The 19,612-nt window shown below is 59.8% G+C and carries 17 protein-coding genes; 6 read left to right on the top strand and 11 right to left on the bottom strand.

All coding sequences use genetic code 11. From position 1 onward, the window contains the following. The first annotated feature begins 79 nt into the window (after window positions 1-79). The 4 genes from pcaC to RGAI101_RS07445 are packed head-to-tail and all read left to right on the top strand — an operon-like array spanning window position 80 to window position 2,625. Entirely contained in the window at window positions 80-463 is a 384-nt protein-coding gene (pcaC, locus tag RGAI101_RS07430; protein ID WP_008225150.1) for a 4-carboxymuconolactone decarboxylase, read from the top strand. Then, window positions 460-1,191 (top strand): protocatechuate 3,4-dioxygenase subunit beta, encoded by a 732-nt coding sequence (gene pcaH / locus RGAI101_RS07435; protein ID WP_008228542.1) that lies wholly within the window; start codon window positions 460-462, stop codon window positions 1,189-1,191. The genes pcaC and pcaH overlap by 4 nt, the downstream gene beginning before the upstream one ends. Next, on the top strand, window positions 1,191-1,796 hold the full coding sequence (gene pcaG, locus RGAI101_RS07440) for a protocatechuate 3,4-dioxygenase subunit alpha (RefSeq protein WP_008228052.1): 606 nt from the start codon (window positions 1,191-1,193) through the stop codon (window positions 1,794-1,796). Before pcaH ends, pcaG begins: the two co-directional genes overlap by 1 nt. Next, entirely contained in the window at window positions 1,789-2,625 is an 837-nt protein-coding gene (locus RGAI101_RS07445) for a 3-keto-5-aminohexanoate cleavage protein (RefSeq protein ID WP_008227235.1), read from the top strand. Before pcaG ends, RGAI101_RS07445 begins: the two co-directional genes overlap by 8 nt. 20 nt (window positions 2,626-2,645) lie before the next feature. Here the strand turns inward: RGAI101_RS07445 and RGAI101_RS07450 are convergent, their stop codons facing one another. The 8 genes from RGAI101_RS07450 to RGAI101_RS07485 all read right to left on the bottom strand — a co-directional run bounded on the left by RGAI101_RS07450 (window position 2,646) and on the right by RGAI101_RS07485 (window position 12,726). Then, window positions 2,646-3,821: a cytochrome P450 gene (locus tag RGAI101_RS07450; RefSeq protein ID WP_008225831.1), complete on the bottom strand. Its 1,176-nt coding sequence runs from the start codon at window positions 3,819-3,821 to the stop codon at window positions 2,646-2,648. Window positions 3,822-3,911: 90 nt separating this feature from the next. Beyond that, on the bottom strand, window positions 3,912-5,024 hold the full coding sequence (locus tag RGAI101_RS07455) for a glycosyltransferase family 61 protein (protein ID WP_008226875.1): 1,113 nt from the start codon (window positions 5,022-5,024) through the stop codon (window positions 3,912-3,914). A 32-nt stretch (window positions 5,025-5,056) separates the two neighbouring features. Then, the gene (locus RGAI101_RS07460) at window positions 5,057-7,354 is read right to left on the bottom strand and encodes a sulfatase-like hydrolase/transferase (RefSeq protein WP_008224992.1); all 2,298 of its coding nucleotides are present in this window, start codon (window positions 7,352-7,354) and stop codon (window positions 5,057-5,059) included. Next, complete coding sequence (locus tag RGAI101_RS07465; RefSeq protein WP_085980056.1) at window positions 7,351-8,157, bottom strand: hypothetical protein; 807 nt, start codon at window positions 8,155-8,157, stop codon at window positions 7,351-7,353. The genes RGAI101_RS07460 and RGAI101_RS07465 overlap by 4 nt, the downstream gene beginning before the upstream one ends. Next, window positions 8,157-9,599 (bottom strand): hypothetical protein, encoded by a 1,443-nt coding sequence (locus tag RGAI101_RS07470; RefSeq protein ID WP_037229220.1) that lies wholly within the window; start codon window positions 9,597-9,599, stop codon window positions 8,157-8,159. The genes RGAI101_RS07465 and RGAI101_RS07470 overlap by 1 nt, the downstream gene beginning before the upstream one ends. An 87-nt stretch (window positions 9,600-9,686) precedes the next feature. After that, window positions 9,687-10,556 carry a hypothetical protein gene (locus tag RGAI101_RS07475; protein WP_008228804.1) on the bottom strand — a complete coding sequence of 290 codons (870 nt, stop codon included), beginning with the start codon at window positions 10,554-10,556 and terminating at the stop codon, window positions 9,687-9,689. Then, window positions 10,549-11,436 (bottom strand): hypothetical protein, encoded by an 888-nt coding sequence (locus RGAI101_RS07480; protein WP_050763189.1) that lies wholly within the window; start codon window positions 11,434-11,436, stop codon window positions 10,549-10,551. Before RGAI101_RS07480 ends, RGAI101_RS07475 begins: the two co-directional genes overlap by 8 nt. Before the next feature lie 30 nt (window positions 11,437-11,466). After that, window positions 11,467-12,726: a glycosyl transferase family 90 gene (locus RGAI101_RS07485; RefSeq protein ID WP_008228915.1), complete on the bottom strand. Its 1,260-nt coding sequence runs from the start codon at window positions 12,724-12,726 to the stop codon at window positions 11,467-11,469. 230 nt (window positions 12,727-12,956) lie between these two features. On the opposite strand from RGAI101_RS07485, the gene RGAI101_RS07490 reads away from it, so the two are divergent. Then, the gene (locus tag RGAI101_RS07490) at window positions 12,957-13,964 is read left to right on the top strand and encodes a glycosyltransferase family 2 protein (protein WP_008229409.1); all 1,008 of its coding nucleotides are present in this window, start codon (window positions 12,957-12,959) and stop codon (window positions 13,962-13,964) included. Here RGAI101_RS07490 and RGAI101_RS07495 read toward each other — a convergent pair. Both RGAI101_RS07495 and RGAI101_RS07500 read right to left on the bottom strand, forming a co-directional pair. After that, window positions 13,955-15,721, bottom strand: a complete 1,767-nt coding sequence (locus RGAI101_RS07495; protein ID WP_008228534.1) for a glycosyltransferase family 2 protein — start codon at window positions 15,719-15,721, stop codon at window positions 13,955-13,957. The two genes, RGAI101_RS07490 and RGAI101_RS07495, sit on opposite strands and share 10 nt — an antisense overlap. A gap of 75 nt (window positions 15,722-15,796) precedes the next feature. Then, the gene (locus RGAI101_RS07500; RefSeq protein ID WP_008225485.1) at window positions 15,797-16,603 is read right to left on the bottom strand and encodes a hypothetical protein; all 807 of its coding nucleotides are present in this window, start codon (window positions 16,601-16,603) and stop codon (window positions 15,797-15,799) included. A 196-nt stretch (window positions 16,604-16,799) separates the two neighbouring features. Between RGAI101_RS07500 and RGAI101_RS07505 the strand changes: the two genes are divergently transcribed. Further along, window positions 16,800-17,825 carry a glycosyltransferase family 2 protein gene (locus tag RGAI101_RS07505; protein ID WP_008227929.1) on the top strand — a complete coding sequence of 342 codons (1,026 nt, stop codon included), beginning with the start codon at window positions 16,800-16,802 and terminating at the stop codon, window positions 17,823-17,825. A gap of 4 nt (window positions 17,826-17,829) precedes the next feature. On the opposite strand, the gene ggt is transcribed toward RGAI101_RS07505, so the two are convergent. Next, window positions 17,830-19,557 carry a gamma-glutamyltransferase gene (gene ggt / locus RGAI101_RS07510; RefSeq protein WP_008228770.1) on the bottom strand — a complete coding sequence of 576 codons (1,728 nt, stop codon included), beginning with the start codon at window positions 19,555-19,557 and terminating at the stop codon, window positions 17,830-17,832. Between the last annotated feature and the right edge of the window lie 55 nt (window positions 19,558-19,612).

Consider the following 19,612-nt stretch of genomic DNA (forward strand, 5'->3'; position numbering starts at 1 on the left):
GTTATATGAATTGCTGGAAATCTCAATACCTTTGCGCCAAGCGTTATGCGAAAAGCAGCATGAACCCAGATGGAGGACCATGATGTCACAGAAATACGAAACGGGTATGAAAACCCGCCGCCATGTGCTTGGCGATGCGCATGTGGACCGTGCCGAGGCGGCAAAGACCGATTTTGACGCGCCCTTTCAAACCCTTATCACCGAAGGGGCCTGGGGCACCGTGTGGTCCAGCGACAAGATCACCCTGCGCGAACGGTCGATGCTGACGCTGGCCCTGCTGGCTGCCACCGGAAATTTCGAAGAAATTCCCATGCATATCCGCGCGACGGCCAACACCGGGGCCAGCAAGACCGACGTGATGGAGGCTTTTCAGCACGTTGCGATCTATGCGGGGGTGCCAAAGGCGAACCATGCGCTTAAACTGGCGAAACAGACCTACAAGGAAATGGGGGAGGACCTATGACCGACCAGAATGGCGCATTCTTTCACCGCGATCGCAACTGGCATCCGCCTGCTCTGACGCCGACCTATAAGACCAGCGTCGTGCGGTCGCCGCAAAAGGCGTTGATCTCGATGAACACAACGCTGAGCGAACAGACAGGGCCGGTGTTCGGCCACGATATTCTGGGCGCTTTGGACAATGATCTGATCCTGAACTACGCCGCTGCGGGCGAGATGGCGATTGGCCAGCGCATCATCGTGCACGGGCGCGTGCTGGACCAGAACGGGCGTGGCATTCCCGGTGTTCTTCTTGAATTCTGGCAGGCCAATGCCGGCGGGCGCTATCGCCACAAGAAAGAGGGTTATCTGGCACCGCTTGACCCCAATTTCGGCGGATGCGGGCGTACCGTGACCGATGCGCAGGGCGGCTACAGCTTTCGGACAATCAAGCCCGGCCCATACCCCTGGCCCAACGGGGTGAATGACTGGCGTCCGGCGCATATCCACTTTTCGCTGTTCGGCAGCGGCTTTGCGCAGCGGCTGATCACCCAGATGTATTTCGAGGGCGATCCACTGATCTGGAAATGCCCCATCGTGAAAACCATTCCGTCCCGCGAGGCGATCGAGCAGTTGATCGCACCGCTGGATATGGAAAACACCGTGCCGATGGATGCGCGTGCCTACAAGTTCGACATGGTCCTGCGCGGGCGCAGATCGACCCTGTTTGAAAACCGCCTGGAGGGGAATTGATGCAAGAGTTGAACCACCTGAAAGAAAGCCCTTCGCAGACCGCAGGGCCCTATGTGCATATCGGTTGCGTGCCGAATTTCTGCGACATCAAGGGGGTCTATCCCCATGATCTGGGTGATACGATGGTCAATGCCGACACGCGCGGTGACCGCATTACCGTCAAGGGCACCGTGTTCGACGGCACCGGCACAGCGCTGAAGGATGCCATGGTCGAGATCTGGCAAGCCGACGCCGACGGCATCTATCCAAACAACGATCCGCGCGGGGCGGCCGACCCGAACTTTTCCGGATGGGGCCGCAAGGCTGGCGATTACGACACGGGCGAATGGGTTTTCGACACCATCCGTCCGGGCGCGGTGCCTTTTCCCGACGGGCGGATGATGGCCCCGCATATCAACCTGTGGATCGTTGCGCGCGGGATCAATCTGGGGCTTAACACCCGGATGTATTTCCCCGATGCTGACAACAGCAGCGATCCGCTTTTGACGCGGATCGAACATCAGAACCGCGTGCAGACCCTGATCGCGGTGCAAGAGACGGCGGGCGTGTACCGCTTTGATATTTACCTTCAGGGTGAGAAAGAGACGGTGTTCCTAGATGTCTGATCCTTGTATCCTATGCGTTGCCATTACCGGCAGCGTACCGACCAAAGCCGCCAACCCCAATGTGCCGATTTCCATCGCCGAACAGGTCGAAAGCACCCACGAGGCGTTTGAGGCAGGCGCAAGCATCTGCCATGCCCATGTGCGCAACGACGACGAGACGCCATCCTCCGACCCGGAAAAATTCGCGGCGTTGAAAGAGGGCGTAGAGAAGCATTGCCCCGGGATGATCATCCAGTTTTCGACCGGCGGTCGGTCGGGCGCGGGCAAGGCGCGCGGCGGGATGCTGTCCTTGCGGCCCGATATGGCGTCGCTGTCGGTGGGATCGAATAACTTCCCGACGCGGGTCTACGAGAACCCCCCGGATCTGGTTGAATGGCTGTCGTCAGAGATGCGCCAATACGAGGTCGTGCCCGAAGTCGAAGCCTTTGACCTCAGCCATATCCTGCAAGCCATCCAGCACCACAAGGACGGCAAACTGTTCGGGCGTCTTTACGTGCAATTTGTCATGGGCGTGAAGAACGCGATGCCGGCGGACAAGACGGTGTTCGACTTCTATGTCGAACAGATGAAGGCGCGAGCGCCCGATGCGGCATGGTGTGCGGCCGGTATTGGCCCCAACCAGATCGTCGTCAACGAATGGGCGATTGCGGCGGGCGGCCATACCCGCGCGGGCCTTGAGGACAACGTGCGCCTTGACCGTGACACGCTGGCCCCGTCAAACGCGGCCCTGATCAAACGCGCCGCTGACCTGTGCGAGAAATACGAACGCCCCGTCGCCACATGGCAGCAGGCGCGCGAGATTTTGCGCCTGCGCCCCGTCAGCGTCTGAACACCTGCCTGCCCGGCGTTCTAGTTCAGACGTACGGGCAGGTTCAGCGGACCGCGAAAGCCGAAGCCCGACCAGACGACGGCATCGCGGTCCACCAGTTCCATGTTGGGGAACCGTTCGAACAGCATCGGCAACATGATCTTGCCCACTGTGTGCCGCGAGATGTGAGTGCCCATGCAATGATGCGGCCCGCTGCCAAAGGACTGGTGCGGCGCGGATTTGCGGAAGATGTTGAACAGATGCCCGTCTTCGAACACCTCTTCATCGTGGTTCGCCGAAGCCTGGATCGTCATGACCACATCGCCCTTGGGGATGGTAAAGCCGCGAATTTCCGTATCCTCGACCGCCACCCGTGAACTGGCCTGAATGGGCGCGACCCAACGCACGCCCTCTTCGAAGGCCGATCCCCAATCGCCGGATGATTTCAGCGCATCCAGCTGATCGGGGTTGGTCAGCAAGCCATAAAGGATCGTCAGCAAGGCATCGCGGGGTTCGTTGATCCCGCCCCCGATGGCGATCTTGATGTTCGCGATAATCTGGCTCATCTCGATGGGGTCATCGGCATTGATCATCACAGACAAGGCGGATTGATCTGGCGCGGCGCGCAGGATCTCGACCCGTCGTGCAATTTCCGCGTTCATCGCGACATTCGCTGCTGCGACCCGGGCAAAGGGTTCATCCGCCCAACCGAAATTGCCTGCTCCGTCGATCAGCGCCTGTGACCAGTGCTCCATGTCCGTGTCGGACGCGTCCGGCAGACCCAGAATTTCCGCGAGAATGCGTGCGGCCAAGGGGCCGGCCAGCATCGGGAACAGATCTATCACCTCATCGCGGGGCAAACGGTCAAGGTAGTCCGAGGCGTGTTTTTCATAGGAAGGTGCCCAGATCGTCTTGATGTTGCGGGCTGAAAACGTGGGCATCATCGCCATCCGTTCGCGCATGTGCTCCGCACCGTCCTTGCGCATCAGTGTGTGGGCCTCGAACGCCTTTTCCATCGGTGTATTGGGATCATTCGAACTGAACAGCGCCGGATTATCCTTGACCGCACGGGTGTCGGCAGCCTTGGTCAGAAAGGTCCGGTTCACAGATTTGACCCGCAGCACAGGGGTTTGGGTCCGCAGCCTTTTATAGATCGGATAAGGATCGCGCGTCAGATCGGCGATCGTGATCGTCTCGTCCAGCGGTGCTAATGGCATAGGTCCCCCTCCCAAGGTCGCAAATACGCAAAGTGTTCTACGACCGAACGGTAAGTGAAGCAGGGCGCTTAGGCAATCAGCACGGAGCGGTCACAAAAAGATTTCTTCGAATGCAATATCTGACTCGGCCTCAAGCGTCTTGACCGCGTCCTTGATGTCCTTTTCCGATGGATTGACCCAATCGGCGTTCTCGATCAGCCCCGCATCCTTGAGCGCCCGGGACGTCTTGGCAAAATCAATCAGCGCATAAAGTTCATTATACTGCACCTTTTCGCCCGTGCGGAACCAGAACCGCGTGCAGGCATCCACCACATCCGGCACCACCCCTGCAAACCACTTGAGCTGCAAGGTGAAGTCTTCGAAGATCGTGCCCGGTCGGCGCAGCAAAATGCCGATGCGGCAATCGGGCGGGATCACGAAAGCGGCAAGATGCAGCGCGGAATTATCGGTCGAGACGATCACCGATGCACCCTTGTACCACGCCAGTTGTGTCTCAAGATCATGGGCCTGAGGGTGAAAAATGGTAAAGCCTTCCGCCTCCATCTTGGCCTCGATATAGTCTTCCATCAAGAACCGCCCGCGTTTGCGAAACAGCCCCGACCGGGTGATGTAGATCTTGTCCGGCCCTGCGGGTTTCACCGTTTGGCGCAGCCGACGGTCGGTGAAATCGCGCATTTCGGGGCAGCCGACCATCAGCCCGCTGGTGCCGAACCCCTGCGGGGCAATCACCAGCCGCTCGATGCGGGTTGGTTTGTTAAAGGCCGTGTGGCGGGGCAGATCGCCGAAACGGTCGGTGATGTTCTTGACCATGCTCAGGCTGCGTTCGGGCCATGTCATCTGCTGCTTGGGTATAAAGGCCAGCGCGTCAATCGGTTCGTCAAACACATCCACCGCCCAGAGCCGTGCAAGGGATTCGCACAGCGCGTGTCCAAAGTGGCCATAAGACATTCCCGCATAAAGCATCGTGCCCGCGACCGTGCGGTCAATCTGGTCCTCGGACGGGAAATGGGGTTCAACCGTCGTGGGCTTGCCGCCCGACCGATAGGTCTGGGCGTCAGCGCAATATTCACCGTCAGCAGTAAACACCCCCGCAGGGCGGGCCATGCCTTGGCGCTTGCCTTCCCCCCACGGGACAAGAATGGCGTTTTCGACCACGCGAATATCCCCGGCCAAGGGTTTTTCTGGGTCTAGACGCAACGCCATAATTCTCTCCATTCACGCGCTAAGACGTGTGTTTAGCCCTGACGGATCTGGGCTTGCAATTTCTTAAAGGATACCCGCCCGTCAATGCGGATAAAGGACACGCCCAGACGGATATCGGCGCGGTCCGAGCCGGTGATCTGGATGTCGGGGTTCGCAGGCCATGCAGACAGGTCCAGTTGGTAATCGTCCTGCCAGCCGGTGATCAGCGTGACGCCCCCATAGGCCACATGGAACACCACGCGCCCCTCGCCCGGTTCAATCGTGTTATGGCCGCTGCCCACATGAATATGGTCGTCGCCCCCCGCCGAACGAACGATGTTGCGCCCCGGTCCGGTATGGATTTCCGATCCTCCCGGCCCGTCCGAGATGTCATCATTGCCCGGACCGCCGTAGATCTTGCTGCTTCCCTCGCCACCGCGAATGACGTCATCGCCCGCGCCGCCATCCAGAATATCGCGCCCGTTGCCGCCATAGAGCGTGTCATTACCCGCCCCGCCATAGAAGATATGCACGTCCTTGCCGCGTCCTGATTTGGCGATCAGCAGGTCGTTGCCCGCCCCGCCATGAAACGTGGCACCTGCGTATTTCGCGCCGATCATAACGTCGGCCCCGCGACTGCCCTGCACGTTGACGGCAACGCGCTCAGACGTTTCGAAATTCATCGGCGTTTCAGGGTGGGCCACGATGGCGATTTCCTTGCCCTCGCTGGCGTTTTGCTCCTTGCGCGACACGACCGTGGCGATGCGGATGTTCTCGATATAGGCGGGCATGTGCAGCACGTAGTCATCCGGCCCCGCCATGTACCATAGCGTGTCATTGCCGCCGTCTTCGTCTTCGGTAATTTTCTCGGCGTTGGCCCCGTAGGCCCAATAGTCATTGTCGGCATTGCCGCCCGCCAGTACCACAGACCCGTCCAGCGCCATCATCGCATTGACGCCCCGCTGCGGGTTCTCGAACCCGCGCAGGTCAAGCCCAAGTTCAAGCGCATTATCGACCATGGTGGCGCGCAACTCATCAAGTGGCGCGTCGGCCACGATGTTCGTCGTCTCGCCGGGATCGGCAACAAGATCGTAGATATGTTCTTCGCCATTGGGATAGCGGAAATAGCGATAGCGGCTTAGGTCAGGCTCGGAGGATCGCACCGACAGCGTGCCAAAGACAGAGGTCACAGGCGATTTACTGGCGTTGTACTGGCCGAAACTGTCATCGACCAAGGGCAACAGGCTTTGCCCCGACGTCCAGTCAGGCCGGTACGGCAGTCCCGCCAGATCCATGATCGTTTTGGGCACATTGTGCAAAGACACCGGCAAGTCGATCACCCGCCCCTGTTCCATGCGCGCATTCCAGATGCCAAGCGGAACGTGGGCCGCACTGTCCCACTGGCTCATCTTGTGGAAACTGTCATGGGTGCCAAGATTGAAACCGTTGTCCGACAGCAAAACAACCGTGGTATTCTGGCCCAGTTCGGACTTTCGCAGCGCCTCCATGAACCGGCCGATTTCAGCATCCACATGGCTGATCGCCGCGAAATAGGCCCGCACGACCTGACGCCACGCCTGATCTCCCGCCTTTTCCGGCGTCCAAGGGCCGTTGGCGATATAGGCCGCCTCGTAGACGGCCATGCCCTCTTGGGGGCCGAAATAATCCTCGGGGGCGGCGGTGGTGGGCCAGCTGATCCTGTCGACGTCATATTGCTGATAAAATCGGTCGGGGCATTGCAGGTTGTAATGCGGATGTTTGAAGCCAAGCTGGATCAGATGACGCCGTTTGGGGTCGGCGCGGCCCAGATAGTCGATGGCATTCTGCGCAACCATGTTGTCGTAGAACTTGTCGTCCTGGCTGCCGTCGTCATTCGGGTGATTGATCCCCGCGATCCCCGGCCCCTTGTCGAGGTACTTTTTGACATTGCTGCGCTTGCCCGCATCCTTTGCCTCGGGCTGTTCATGGAACAGGATGCGCGCGTATTCCTCGGGCATGGGTTTGTAATTGCTGTCGACCTTGCCGGTCGTGAATGTGCGAAAACCGGCGCGGCGCAGATCGAATTGCCAGCCCGTCGTAGGCGGCAGGATATCGCGCCAGAACCGGTTGAGATCGACCAGCCCCGTCTGAAACGGCGACAGGCCGGTGGCCAGTTCCGCACGGCACGGCGCGCATAGGGGCACGGTGGCATAGGCGTTGGCAAACCGCGTCCCCTCGGCCATGAACCGGTCAATGTTCGGAGTGCTGATGGTCAGGCCAAAGGCGTTGCGCCATGTGAAAATGTCGATCATGTCATCAATCCAGATGACGCAGATATTGTCGCCCTCGGCGGTCTGTCTGGTAAAGCTCATGACGCGTCCCCTTGGGCTTCGGCAAAGCGGCAGGCCTGGGTGATTTTTTCCAAGTCGGCTGGCCCCGTTCCGGCCGTATCAAGCCAGAACAGCACATCATGGATCACTGAACTGCCCAGCGTTTTCAGGATGCCCTTGCGGTGCGATCGGCACCCGATGAACAGATCATTGGGCCCCGAAAGCGCAGTGGCAAGGGGCGCGCTGGCATCGGGGCTGATGTGCGGAGCGGGGAATTTTGCGCCGGGTTTGGCCGCGCTCAGGCTGATCCTGCCGTGATCATAGCCGACCAGAACCCAGAATTCCGGTCCTGGTGCGGGCGCTGCCACCTCGACCGATCCGGCATCGTCGCGCCATTCCAGCATCCCGTCCTTTTCGGACAGAAACAGATAATTATCCCCGCCCGACGGGTTCAGGGTGATGATCGTGCGCGCCTGCCCCTCGGGCGAGGTCAGGCGCACGGCGCAGCAGAACCGTTCGGCTTCGACCAACGCGGCATCGACGACAAAACCGCCGTTGACCTCGCGGATATAGCCGACACCGCCGCTGGGGGTCAGGCGCGCATGGCCATCATTCGGTTCAGCGGGACGAGCGGCGGTGCCAAGCCCGTTTTCCGGTACCCACATCGCAATCGCGCCGCCTGGGTCCAGCCTCATGGCATCCGCATGACCGCGATACCACATCGCATCGGCGTCATTGGGATGCTGCATCGGCGGCACGTCGGGTACCGCGGGCGCAGGGGCGTCGCGTAGGATCACTGCGTCAGGCAGGTCAACATCCACGAACAGGGGGGCAAATTTATCCATCAGTGCACCGGCAATGCTGCGGGCAAGGCCCAGCGGTGAAGGCGTGTTCCGGTGGCGCTGACATGGGCAAAACCGTCGCGCAAGGACCCGCGATTGGCGGGCATCCCGTCATCGGATGCCGGATGGCCAAGCGCATAGCAAAGGGTCAAATTCTTGCCCTCGGGTGGCTTGTCGCAGGTGATCAGCAGATCGTTGCGATCGTTTCGGTCCACACGGACGTCAATGATCTTGGCCAGTTTCTCATCGCCCTCAAAGCGAAAGCCGCAGGCATCACCGGCGTTCAGCGGATCGTCGGAATCCAGCACGAACGCGCCCAATCCTTCGCCCCGACAGCGGATCACCCTGGCATCCGCCTCGCGTTCGGCCAGCAGCAGCACCGGACAGGCCCATGGGCTGTCGCTGTTGCGCGCCTCGATGGCGAAACTTTCCATCTCGGCCATCTGAATGCGCGCATCGGGTGTCGGGCGGCCAAAGGCGTCTTGGGCGAACATATATCCGGCGGCCGCATAGACGTGGTCATGGCCGCCCTTGTTCCACGCCAGATCCCATTGCGCGCGCAGGATCGGGCTGTCGGAAATATCTGCCGTTCCCGCATCGAAAATCGCGGTGAACAGGGGTTTGCGCAGGCCTTTATCAGCAAACAGATCGGTGATCTGGTGCATCAGCGCGTGCATGCCACGGGTCCAGTCGGGCGCGCTGCTGATCACGTCCTCGAGGGTGAAATCCAGCCCGACGGACAGCACCTTGGCGGGTTTGCCCAGCGACCGCGCTGCATCGCACAGATTGGCGACGGTCTGCCGGAAATTCGCGAAAGCCGCCCCTTGGGACAGTGCCGCGATGCTGGCCGAACTGTCGGTTTCAGAGCGTGCATAGATCAGCGGCAAGGCACGATGGTCGGCCTGACGCCGGCGCAGGATTTCATCAGCGATCAGGCTGTCGCGGGTCTGTTCGGTCAGCTTTTGGATCACGGGCGTTGCGGCAACGTCTTCTGTTCCGGCGGCCCCCGCAGGCCCCAGATCGTCGCCGGTGGTCACCACGTGATAGGGAAAAGACAACGGTTCATGCGCCGTCACCGCACGGCGCGTGCCGCCCAGGGCCAACAACCCGTAAACCGCACCAGCGGTGTCGGCGATGATGTCGGGCGCGCTGGCATCCGGCTCCGCTTTGACGGCGCGGCGAAACTGGCGCGGGCCCTGGGCACCGGGCAGATTGGCGCTGAAGACGTACCAGTCGCCACGCTGGCGTAGGTTCCATGCATCCACATCGCCCAGCACGGCCGGATCAACGGCGGCATCGGCCTGCCCTGCCGGCAAGCGGCGGTGGATATCGGCGATGACACTGTCGGACAGGTTCATCCGCAAACCAGTCTCGTCAAAGCCGATCACATCGCCGTTTTTCGCCCTCAAAAGGACGCCGCGTTTGGGGGCTCCGTGGTCTTGCATCTGTTCCATGTCCTTTGACGGATCGGTGTTGCGGTCAGGTATGGCATGATCCGGCATCGTTCTAAAGGGATCGCGCGTCCGGCTGTTTCATTTGTAGAAAGGTGTCCATTTCTTGATCAAGCGGTGAAAGCCCTTTTCCTGCGCAATCTCAAGAAATTTGCGGGCGGCGGGCTTGTTTTTCTCGTGAAGGAGGGTGCCAAGTTTGCGCAGATACCGAAAGCCGTCACGCCGCCCCGACCGATAGGCGTGACGCAAGGCGCGGGCCGAAAGATCGCCGCGCAGCAGGTCGAAAAGCGCCTGTGACTGGCCCATCCCCACGATGGTCTGGATGCCCGCATGCCCTGCCCCGTGCAGCAGGACACGGGCATAACCTGCCGGCTTGGGCAGGCGTGCCTCGTGTTTCTTGTCCTGCCCGTGCAGCGGATCGAACATCACGATATAGCGGCGCGCGCTATCCATATGGGCGCGCAGATCATGGTGCCAGCCGTCCATTCTGGCCCATTGTTCGCCATAGCGGCGTTCGAAGCGCACGGCACTGGGGTCGATCGAACTTTGCGGGGACACGGCGATGGCGCGGCGCGCATCCAGCGCCTTTGCCCCCAGCAGCGCGCCATAACCGCCCATGCTGAACCCGTAGGCTGTCAAATCTGGCGTGGGTCCGAAGAACGCGCGACAGGCCTGCATCGCCGTGAAAAATTCATCATGCTGGTGCCAGTCCTCGTTGCGATGGAAGACGCAGACATGGGCCATGCCGCGCTTGGTGAAGGACCGCGATCCCCAGCCGCCATCGTCGGCCTGAAACGGATAGTCGAAGGGGGCAAACGCCACTAAAACCCGCGGTGCGGCCCCAAGCGCAGGGCCGGTATATTCCAGCCGAAGCTGCGTGCCGTCATAGATCACCTGACGGCTGACCCACCCTTCGGGCAAGGCGACCTCGGCGCGGGTGGCGTCAGTCATCAGCCAGCAATTTGGCGGGATCGACCTTGTCAAAGCGACGTTCGCCCACGTGCTGCTCCAACATGCCTTTGGCCTTGCGCAGCATATCGACCTCCTTGAGGACCTTCATGTTGCGGTAATGGATCATCTTGATGTCCTTGTCTTCCGGCAAGGGTTCCCCGCGCAGGCTGCCGCCCAGAATATAGTGCTGTTCTTCGGGCAGGATATTCCAGTCCAGCCCCGCTGCGCGGATCGCCAAAGGCAGGCTCATCTGATCCAGATAGGGGCGTTTCTTGATCAGATCGACCTTGTCGATCACCTGCGCCAGACGCATCCACACATCGACAAAGGTTTCACCGCTGTCCGTCACCGGCCCTTCGGGAAAAACAATCAGACCCGCGTTGAAATAGGGCATCAGCTTTTTGCGGCGCTGGCGCGACAGCCAGATGCGCTCTTCGGGCAGCGGCATGTCGCAGGCCCTGTAGATGTCCTGCCAGATATCCTGGCCGGACCACAGCATCGACGTGGCCGGGGCCACCGACACATGCCCGGCCTTGAACATCTGATCTGTGCTGTTGGCCGCGATGAACAACATATCGCTATCCATGAACGCCGAATAGGGCGTGCGCCGGGGTTGCTGCGCCGCGACCATCTTGTTGCCATGGGGATAGGGCGGATCAAAGATACCAGCGGTTTCAATCGGCCGGATGTCCACGTCCAGCTTTTTGTAGATCGCAAGGGCATAGGCGTCCATGTCGCCGATGGTTTCCGCCGGGCAATAGCCGATCAAATCCACATCTTCCTTGAAATGCGTCCGGATCGACGCCGCCAGATAGCAGCCCATGTCCTGATATTTCGGAGGATCCACGACAAAGAAAATCGACAGGTTCGGCACGCTCATAGATCAGGCCCTTTGATCGGCATATGGAAGTCACCCATTGGATGTCTTGCGCTTTTTGGAGGATCCGGCCTTTTTAGCGGCGGGTTTGCGCGCGGGGGCAGCCGGCTTCCGGACGGTGGCCGTCTTCTTGCCCGCCCCCTTTTTGACAACCGCCTTTTCGACGACCGCAGGCGTGGCTTTTGACAGCCCCAATCCATCGCGCATCCCGTCGATCACACCAACAGCGATGGTCTGGCGTAGGTCCGGATCGGCAAGGAATTTGCACATCTCGGCAGAACGCGCCACCATCGCCTTGCAGTCGTCTTGATGATCGTCGCACCACGCCAGCCGCTTGTGCACGTTTCCGTGGTTCTTGCGGATCGGCACAAAATGTTCCCACGGCTTGAAATGATGGGTCGCAAAGGTTTCGAACTGACAATCGACCACCATGGCTACGCTGCCGGAATTCAAAGACCAATACAGGCTCGACCCGACGTCATTGCCGGGCAGCACAACGATGTACTTATAGGTCTGGAAATCCTCACGCGGGATGCGGGGGCGTTCGAAATCCGCCAGAAACGGTTCTTCCTCAAGGATGAAGCCGTCGGAATTGGTATACCCCAGATCAAAGCGGGGATCATCGATATAGCGGTGCAAAAAGTTGAACCGCTGCATGGATTTCAGCACATGCAGGGTTTCATCACGGCTGAATTCACCACTTTTGTATTTGCGCAACAGCGGGTGCATGCGGATCATCTCTCCGCGGGCGCGGGGGCCCAGACGGCCACGGTTGCCCGGCCCGCCCCGCCACACCATGCGGTCTGATTTGTCTTCCCACGCGATGCGGGTCGGATCGAGATTGCCAAGAAATTCGGGACTGTCGATGTCATGGTACAACGGCAACGGCCACAACACCTGCCCCATGGGGCGTGCGTGCAACCGGTTGAAGTTAAACAGCGGTGCCGCGCGGCCTTGTTCATCGGTGACCACGCGGTTGCGATGATCCTGCATGTCGATCAGAAAATCGAAATCCGCCCCGGCGTCCAGAACGGATCGTAACGCGTCTGTCGTCTTGTAGCTGTTTGCACGGCTGCCTTGTTCCGCCTGCCACGGCCGCGCCGGGTCCTTTGACGGCTGCCAGTCGTTCAGATCCTTGGGCGCACGGGCGGCATGATCCCATGACAGGGTCATCCCGCTTGATGCGGCGGCCGCGCGCTCGAACGCTTCGGGCGTATAAGACAGCCCCGCCCCGGCATGTGTGCCCAATTGGTGCGCAATCGAGGAGTCTACAAATTCTTTCGACGTCACCATGGAATGCCCATACCCCAGCAAGACAGCGGATAATTGCCTTTGTTCCCTGTCTATTACGCCTTAAACCATAGACCGGTTTTCCGTGAGGAGGCAACCTTTTCAATCGGCGCAGCCCGCCGTTGTGCCGCGTAAAAACTGCCCCCGTATTGCGCGATTATCGCCAAAGTCTTAGCACTTTGGTAACAGAAGCTGTCACGACGACGCACAGATCAGAATTGGAAACGTGGACTATGGCCATTGGTGGTGAAAAAGCCCTGCTGCTTGCGGTGATGCGCAACGAGGGACCCTATATTATCGAATGGATGGCGCACCACTTTGCCCTTGGCATTGACGATCTGCTGGTCTTCACCAACTTTTGCACCGACAACACTGACAAGATTCTGGACCGCATCGAGGAAATCTGGCCGCACCGCTGCAAACACCAGCCCAACCCCAAGGTGATGTTTCCCAACCACGGCAAATGGCTGATCATGGCGTTGCGCTTTGCGGGGCATTTCGGACGCTATCAGGCGGCCCCGTGGGTCTACACCACCGATCCCGACGAATTCCTGAACTTTACCGGCGACATCAAGACATTCGATGATTTCTTTGAGAAAACCGGCGAAGCCGATGTCGTGTCCTTCACCTCGATCGCGTTCAACAGCGGCAATCACAAACATGCCAAGGATGAACTGGTCACCAAGATGTACACGCAGATGGCAGCCGACCTTGAAAGCGCTGCCGCAGAGGACCAAGAGGTGCTGACCGCGGTCAAAACACTGTACCGCAACAAAGTCGAAGGGCCGCGCCGCCCGCACCGCCCTGTGACGATGGATTTCTCATCCAAAGGCTACAAGTGGATCAACGGCTCGGGCCAGACCATGCCTCCGGAATTCACCGACAGCGCCTACAAGGCGATTGCATCGAATGGCACGCGGGATCTGGCGCAGATCAACCACTATTCGATCAAGAGCGCCGAAGAATTCATCCTCAAGGTCGATCGCGGCGATGGCGGGCAAAACGACCGCGTCGGGGAATCCGAGAAGTATTGGAACACGGCCAACCGCAAGGGCAATATGGACACACGCGGCGTCGGGCTGTCACCGGCCGCGCGGGAAATCTATGATTTTCTGATGAGCGACGCAAAGCTGAAGGCGCTGTACGACGAATGCCTTGAACTGCGCCATGCCCGTTTCCAGGAAATCATGCAGACCGAAGCAGGTCAGGATCTGGCGCGCAGGATCGGCTATTACGACTGATCGGCAGCTTGGGCGTTGCTTCGCGGTTCGATGATGACAAATTCCGGCACGCTCAGGTCCTCCGACGGGGCCAGTGACGCATCGTCGACTTTCTTTTGTTCGCGCATGAAGGTCGCAATGGCGGGTCCGAACAAGACGATCCGTCTGACGCTGCCCAGATTGATCCGGCTAAGCAGTTTCGCCCCGACCTGTTCATAGCTTGCCCGCAGCACGTCGGGTTTTTCATCGGCAATCATCTGGTTGATCCGCGCGACGGTCTTGGCGTCGTCATTTGTGAACACGACCTGATCGGTTGTCATCTTCAGCTGCGCGCCCAGATCAATATCGTTATGCGTCAGAATGTTGCGCATGATTTGCATCCGCGACGCATTGTCGTCCTGCGCCACCACGACGGATTGTGGCACGGCCTTGGCAGTGTAGATCGACAAAAAGCCGATGCCTGCGCCAAGATCGAGTACCTTCTGCCCATCCTCGACCATGCGCCCCACCTTGCGCGCCAAGCGGCGCTGGTATTTGCCGCGCATGACAAAATCGAGCGTATTGTGCGCGAAAATGCGTACGTCGGCAGGCAGGGCGATATCGTGGCTGGGCACCCATTCCACGGCCGTTTCAGCGGTCACGTCAATCTCGCCAGGCACGAATCCATCCCCGCCCTCACCCACATCGGCAAAGTCAGGTTCGGGTTTCTTGCGGCGTTCCTCGGCGGGGCGGTCGGCGTTGTTCTTTTCAACCTGCGACATCAGCGCGGCGATTTCAGCCGGGTCGCGGGCCTTGGGCGGCTTGGCGACGATCTGGGTGATCGGCACCTTGGAAGCTTCTATCAGCGACTGCTTCAACTCTTCATAAGCTTCAGTCTGGCGGTATTCATCCAGACGCGCTTCGACACGGTCAATGGCCGCAAAATGCAGGCGCGACAAAACCGGATCGGTCAGCAACTCATCCATGATCGCCTTGCGGCGTTCGCTATAGCGCAGGATCTTGTCGTCATAGACCTCGTTGCGGTCCTGAAGCGACCAGTAATCCGCGTTATATTTGTCTTTCTTGTTGTTCACATTGCCGCGGAATTTGCGGATCGCATAGCTGTCGATGGATTTCACCGCATAGTGGTTCATTTGCGCCCACTGATACCCCACCGTGCGCCGGATCGACCGCCAGCCGCGAAACTTGAAGTAATCCTCCATCGGAAGGCCGGATCCGTTCAGCCATTTGACCGTGTCGGGAAAACCGGTTTCCAGATGTTTGTTCTTGATCGACGGTCGGTGGATGCCGATCTTCCACTTGTCAGGGTCGAACTTGAACAATGTCTTGACGCCCCAGCCCTTGTTCCAGGTTGGCGGGGCGGCATAAAGATACTGTTCGGTGACAGGCGCGTGCGACCAGTCGACCACATTGCCTGAACCGAAAATGCGCCATGTGATGACGATCCCGTTCGCATCGCCCGCCGCATCCAGCATCGGGTCAAGCGTACCGTCGCCATAGTTGATCGACAGAAATTCATCCGCGTCGAACATCAAGATCCAGTCCGCCTCGGCCACCTTCGGTTCGCTCTGCGCATATTTCATCGCGGATGGCTGTGGCTTGACGCCTTCGGGAATGTCGTTGCGACGATGATAGCCCAGCCCCAATTCCTCGAGGCGGATCAGCATTTCGTCGGTGCCGTCGCTGCAATCGTTCGTGTAGACAAGGATCTTGGTGAACCCCACGGCAAGGTGATGGGCATACCACTCCAGCAGGAATGGTGCCTCATCCTTCATCATCGAGATGGCCAGAAGCTTGCCGTGGGGGCTTTTGTGCGGTTTCAGTTTGATGGCGTCAGGCCCTTTTACTGTCGCTCAGCGCAGCGCCTTGGACGGGTCGATGCCGATCTTTTCACACATCCGCGCAGCATATGATCCGGGCAGCGGTTCGTTCTTTTCCCACCACGGTTTCGTGCCGTTGGTATAAAGATGCACCGAAAGGGTCTTGTCGGTGAAATGTCCTTCGACACGGCCATAGGGGTCGTAGAACACGTCGTTCAACTGAAACGGCACGGGGTACAAAACTTCGCGTTCGCTTGCCTTGTCATACTGGCCGGTCTGCTTGGCAAAATAGGTGAACGCCTGCGGGCCGAATGCCGTGCGCTCGGCGTTATAGATGCGGTGCGCGTGGGACAGTTTCGGGTCCTGGCGGTCGTATTTCTTGCGCTGGTTCTTGTTCCACCAGGCAGGATAATCCGGCAGGTTGTCGTAATAATCCAGCAGTTGATCAATAAGTTCACATTCCTGCGGCATCCCCACGACGCCACAGTTCAACGCCCCCGACATGCCGTGGCGGCCAAAGATATAGTCGTCTTCCTCGGGAAACGGCTGGTGGCAAAACGCGTCGCAATCAATCCAGATCGCGCCGGTCTTCTTGATCATCTTGTAGCGGAATACGTTCGACAGGAACGACGCGCTGGTGGCCTCGACCAGGGCACGGTCGATTTCCATGATCTCGGACGCAGGCCGCACCTCGACGCCTTCGGGGGCGTTATCAACCTTGTCGGCGCAATACAGGATCGTCTTGTGACCCGCGACGACATGGGATTTCAGGCAAAGCTGGTTCAGATAGTGAAGTTTCTCACCAATCCAAAGCGACGCGACGGGGCGGCGGTCATTCATAATTCAGGCCTCTCTGCTGACACTGTTTTTGCTGTGTCTGATACATCTGCTCGCGGGTCAGAATAGCTTAGCAGCCGTTGGCTTGTAAAGAATCCTTAGGGTTTTGGCGGGTTCAGCGCGCAAGATTGACTTGCGACCGCCCACATGAGAGTCAAATACGCAACGCAACCCTTTTTCCGACAAGGTTCCCCCACGCGTGACCCGCATTCTTGCCATCACCTGCATGCGAAACGAAGGGCCCTATTGCCTCGAGTGGATCGCCCATCACCGTGCCGCCGGCGTCGATGCGTTCCTGATCTTTACCCATGATTGTGACGATGGCACGGACGCGTTGTTGGATCTGATCCCCGGCGTGACCCATGTGCCTTTCATGCCAGAGCCCGGCAAATCCGTCCAATGGCAGGCGATGCGGCTGGCCGACGGGCACCCGCTGATGCAGACCGCCGACTGGGTAATCTTTTTCGATTGCGATGAATTTCTCAGCCTTGAGGCCCCGTTGCTGAGTTTCGGCGATCTGATCGCCTCGGTCCCCACAAACACCGATGCCATCGCGCTGCCTTGGCGATTTTTCGGCGCGGCGGGGCGGGAAGACTTCGAAGATCGCCTGACGCCAGAGCGTTTTACAAGGTGCGCGCCCGATCCGTTCTTTCTGCCTGCTGGCAATTTCTTCAAGACGCTTTTTCGGCCGGAACGTTTCCAAAAGCTTGGCGTGCATCGCCCGAAAAACAAAGGCAAAGGTCCAGGCGAATGGAACCTTGGCGGGGTCGCACAGGCAACGGCCGAGTTTGCGCAAAACGATAGCCGAATCAATCTGTTCGGCCTGATGCAAGCCCCTGCCCGCGCGCGGCTGCACCATTATTCACTGCGTTCGGCTGCGGAATTCATGGTCAAGCGCGGGCGCGGCTTACCGAACCGGACGGCGAAAACCCTGGATCTGCATTACTGGGCAGAGCGGAATTTCAACAGCGTCGAGGATCACATGATCGACCCGATGCTGGACGCGACCAGACACGAGATTGCAAATCTGCGGACGATCAAGCCCGTGCAGGATGCCCATGACCATGCGGTCCGCTGGCACCGCGCGGCCTTTGCCGCCTTGATGAACGACCCCGCCGAAGTGCAGGTCTACTGGCATCTGATCTTGCTGGGCAGCAGCACGCCCCCGTCAGCCGATCAGGCACGCGCCCATCTGGCGCGCCACAGACAGGCTGGGCAAAGCTGATCCCTTAGGACGGCTGTGGTTTCGGTGCGTCAGGCCAAAACCGGGTACCCGCGCGGGCATATCCGCCCCCCATCGCCATCGCTGTGCCATCCGCGCGCCAACAGGCAGCACCCGCCTTGGACCCTTGCGGCCCAAATTCGATCCCCGCCATGCCGCCGCCCACATGCGGCACATTCAAGACCTGCCAGCCTTTCGATCGCAACGCATCCCGGCAGGCGTCGCCATAGCCCTCCTCGACTTCGATCTCTTGGCCTTGGGTCCACAGGCGCGGCGCTTCGACGGCTTCTTGCAAGATCATGCCATGGTCGATCAGATTGACCAGCGCCTGCATGACCGACCCGAAAATCCGCAACCCGCCCGGCAGGCCAATCGCAAAGGCCGGTGCATCGCCGCGCATCACGATCGTCGGGGCCATCGACGTTGTCACGCGCTTGCCCGGCGCGATCGACAGCGCGTGGCCCGGATGCGGATCGAACAGGCACATGTAATTGTTGGGAATAATTCCCGTTCCGGGGATCATAAAGCGCGCACCGAACAGCCCGTTGATGGTTTGCGTGGTCGCCACGATATTGCCCGCGGCATCGGCCACACTGACATGGGTGGTGTTGGCAGATTCACCCGGCAGCGCCGGCGCAACCCCGGCCTGCCAGTCCTGGGTCCGGTCCAAGTCGATCATACCGCGACGCTGCGCGGCATAGTCCTTGGCAATCAACTGCGCGACAGGAACATCCACAAAAGCAGGGTCCGCCGTCGCGGCAGCACGGTCGGCAAATGCGATCTTGAGCACCTCGCCCAGCAGATGCGTCGCCTCCGGTGATCCGTAGCCCATCGCGCCGATGTCAAAGCCTTCGAGGATATTGAGCATCTGGAGCACATGCACCCCACCCGCCGAGGGGGGCGGTGGCCCATAAAGAGTATATCCGCGATAGCTGCCCCTGATCGGGGCACGGGTGATGGTGCGGACAGCGGCCAGATCATCCGCCGTGATCAACCCGCCGACACGCGCCATGTGATCTGTAACGGCTTGGCCAAGAGGACCGTCATAAAATACCTCGGGGCCGTCTTGGGCGATGGCGCGCAAGGTTCTGGCGTAATCCGCCATCACCAGCCTTTGCCCGGCCAAAAGAGGCACCCCACCGGGCAGCAGATGGCGGGCAATCTCGGGGTCCTGTGCCAGTTCGGCGGCGGCTTCTGCGATGCAATTGGCCAGATACGGCGTTACGGCAAAGCCCTGTTCGGCATGGCGGATCGCCGGGGCCATGACATGGTCAAGCGGCAAGGTCCCGAAGCTTTCCAATGAATCACACCAGCCCCGCAAGTTGCCCGGGGTCGCGACCGCCTTGGGCCCGATTTCGGTCTCGCGGCCCGCAACCTTCATGTAATCCGGCCCGCTGTCAGCAATGGTCTGAAAGGTATCCGCAGACGCTGACAAGGGCGCGGCACTCAACCCGTCCAGCACCACATGGTCGCCGTCCTTCATCCGGATGTGCGCGACACCGCCGCCGAAGATGCCGACCATCATCGGTTCGACCACCGACAGGGTGAACAAGGCGGCAATCGCGGCGTCAACGGCATTGCCCCCCGCCGCCAGCATCTCGGTTCCGGCGGCGGTGGCCAGCGGGTGGTTGGTCACCACCATGCCCTGATCGCCAGATGCAGGGCTTTTCTCGCAGTCAAAGACGGTCTTGGCAGTGCTGCGCCAATCGCGCAGACGGAGGTTCGGGGCGGTCATATGGATCAACCTTCATGTTTCAAAGGCAAGTATCCGACCACCCCTTGGCAGTTGC

The organism is Roseobacter sp. GAI101, assembly GCF_000156335.1.
In the GTDB taxonomy this organism is placed as follows: Bacteria; Pseudomonadota; Alphaproteobacteria; order Rhodobacterales; family Rhodobacteraceae; genus Sulfitobacter.

Coding starts and splice junctions, on each gene's coding strand:
- RGAI101_RS07460 (WP_008224992.1), bottom strand. CDS start 7,354: ATGAGCTTTACCAGACAGACCGCCGAGGGCGACAATATCTGCGTCATC.
- RGAI101_RS07455 (WP_008226875.1), bottom strand. CDS start 5,024: ATGGCGTTGCGTCTAGACCCAGAAAAACCCTTGGCCGGGGATATTCGC.
- RGAI101_RS07500 (WP_008225485.1), bottom strand. CDS start 16,603: ATGAATGACCGCCGCCCCGTCGCGTCGCTTTGGATTGGTGAGAAACTT.
- RGAI101_RS07475 (WP_008228804.1), bottom strand. CDS start 10,556: ATGACTGACGCCACCCGCGCCGAGGTCGCCTTGCCCGAAGGGTGGGTC.
- ggt (WP_008228770.1), bottom strand. CDS start 19,557: ATGACCGCCCCGAACCTCCGTCTGCGCGATTGGCGCAGCACTGCCAAG.
- RGAI101_RS07465 (WP_085980056.1), bottom strand. CDS start 8,157: ATGGATAAATTTGCCCCCCTGTTCGTGGATGTTGACCTGCCTGACGCA.
- RGAI101_RS07490 (WP_008229409.1), top strand. CDS start 12,957: ATGGCCATTGGTGGTGAAAAAGCCCTGCTGCTTGCGGTGATGCGCAAC.
- pcaH (WP_008228542.1), top strand. CDS start 460: ATGACCGACCAGAATGGCGCATTCTTTCACCGCGATCGCAACTGGCAT.
- RGAI101_RS07495 (WP_008228534.1), bottom strand. CDS start 15,721: ATGATGAAGGATGAGGCACCATTCCTGCTGGAGTGGTATGCCCATCAC.
- RGAI101_RS07470 (WP_037229220.1), bottom strand. CDS start 9,599: ATGCAAGACCACGGAGCCCCCAAACGCGGCGTCCTTTTGAGGGCGAAA.
- RGAI101_RS07450 (WP_008225831.1), bottom strand. CDS start 3,821: ATGCCATTAGCACCGCTGGACGAGACGATCACGATCGCCGATCTGACG.
- RGAI101_RS07480 (WP_050763189.1), bottom strand. CDS start 11,436: ATGAGCGTGCCGAACCTGTCGATTTTCTTTGTCGTGGATCCTCCGAAA.
- pcaG (WP_008228052.1), top strand. CDS start 1,191: ATGCAAGAGTTGAACCACCTGAAAGAAAGCCCTTCGCAGACCGCAGGG.
- RGAI101_RS07485 (WP_008228915.1), bottom strand. CDS start 12,726: ATGGTGACGTCGAAAGAATTTGTAGACTCCTCGATTGCGCACCAATTG.
- pcaC (WP_008225150.1), top strand. CDS start 80: ATGATGTCACAGAAATACGAAACGGGTATGAAAACCCGCCGCCATGTG.
- RGAI101_RS07445 (WP_008227235.1), top strand. CDS start 1,789: ATGTCTGATCCTTGTATCCTATGCGTTGCCATTACCGGCAGCGTACCG.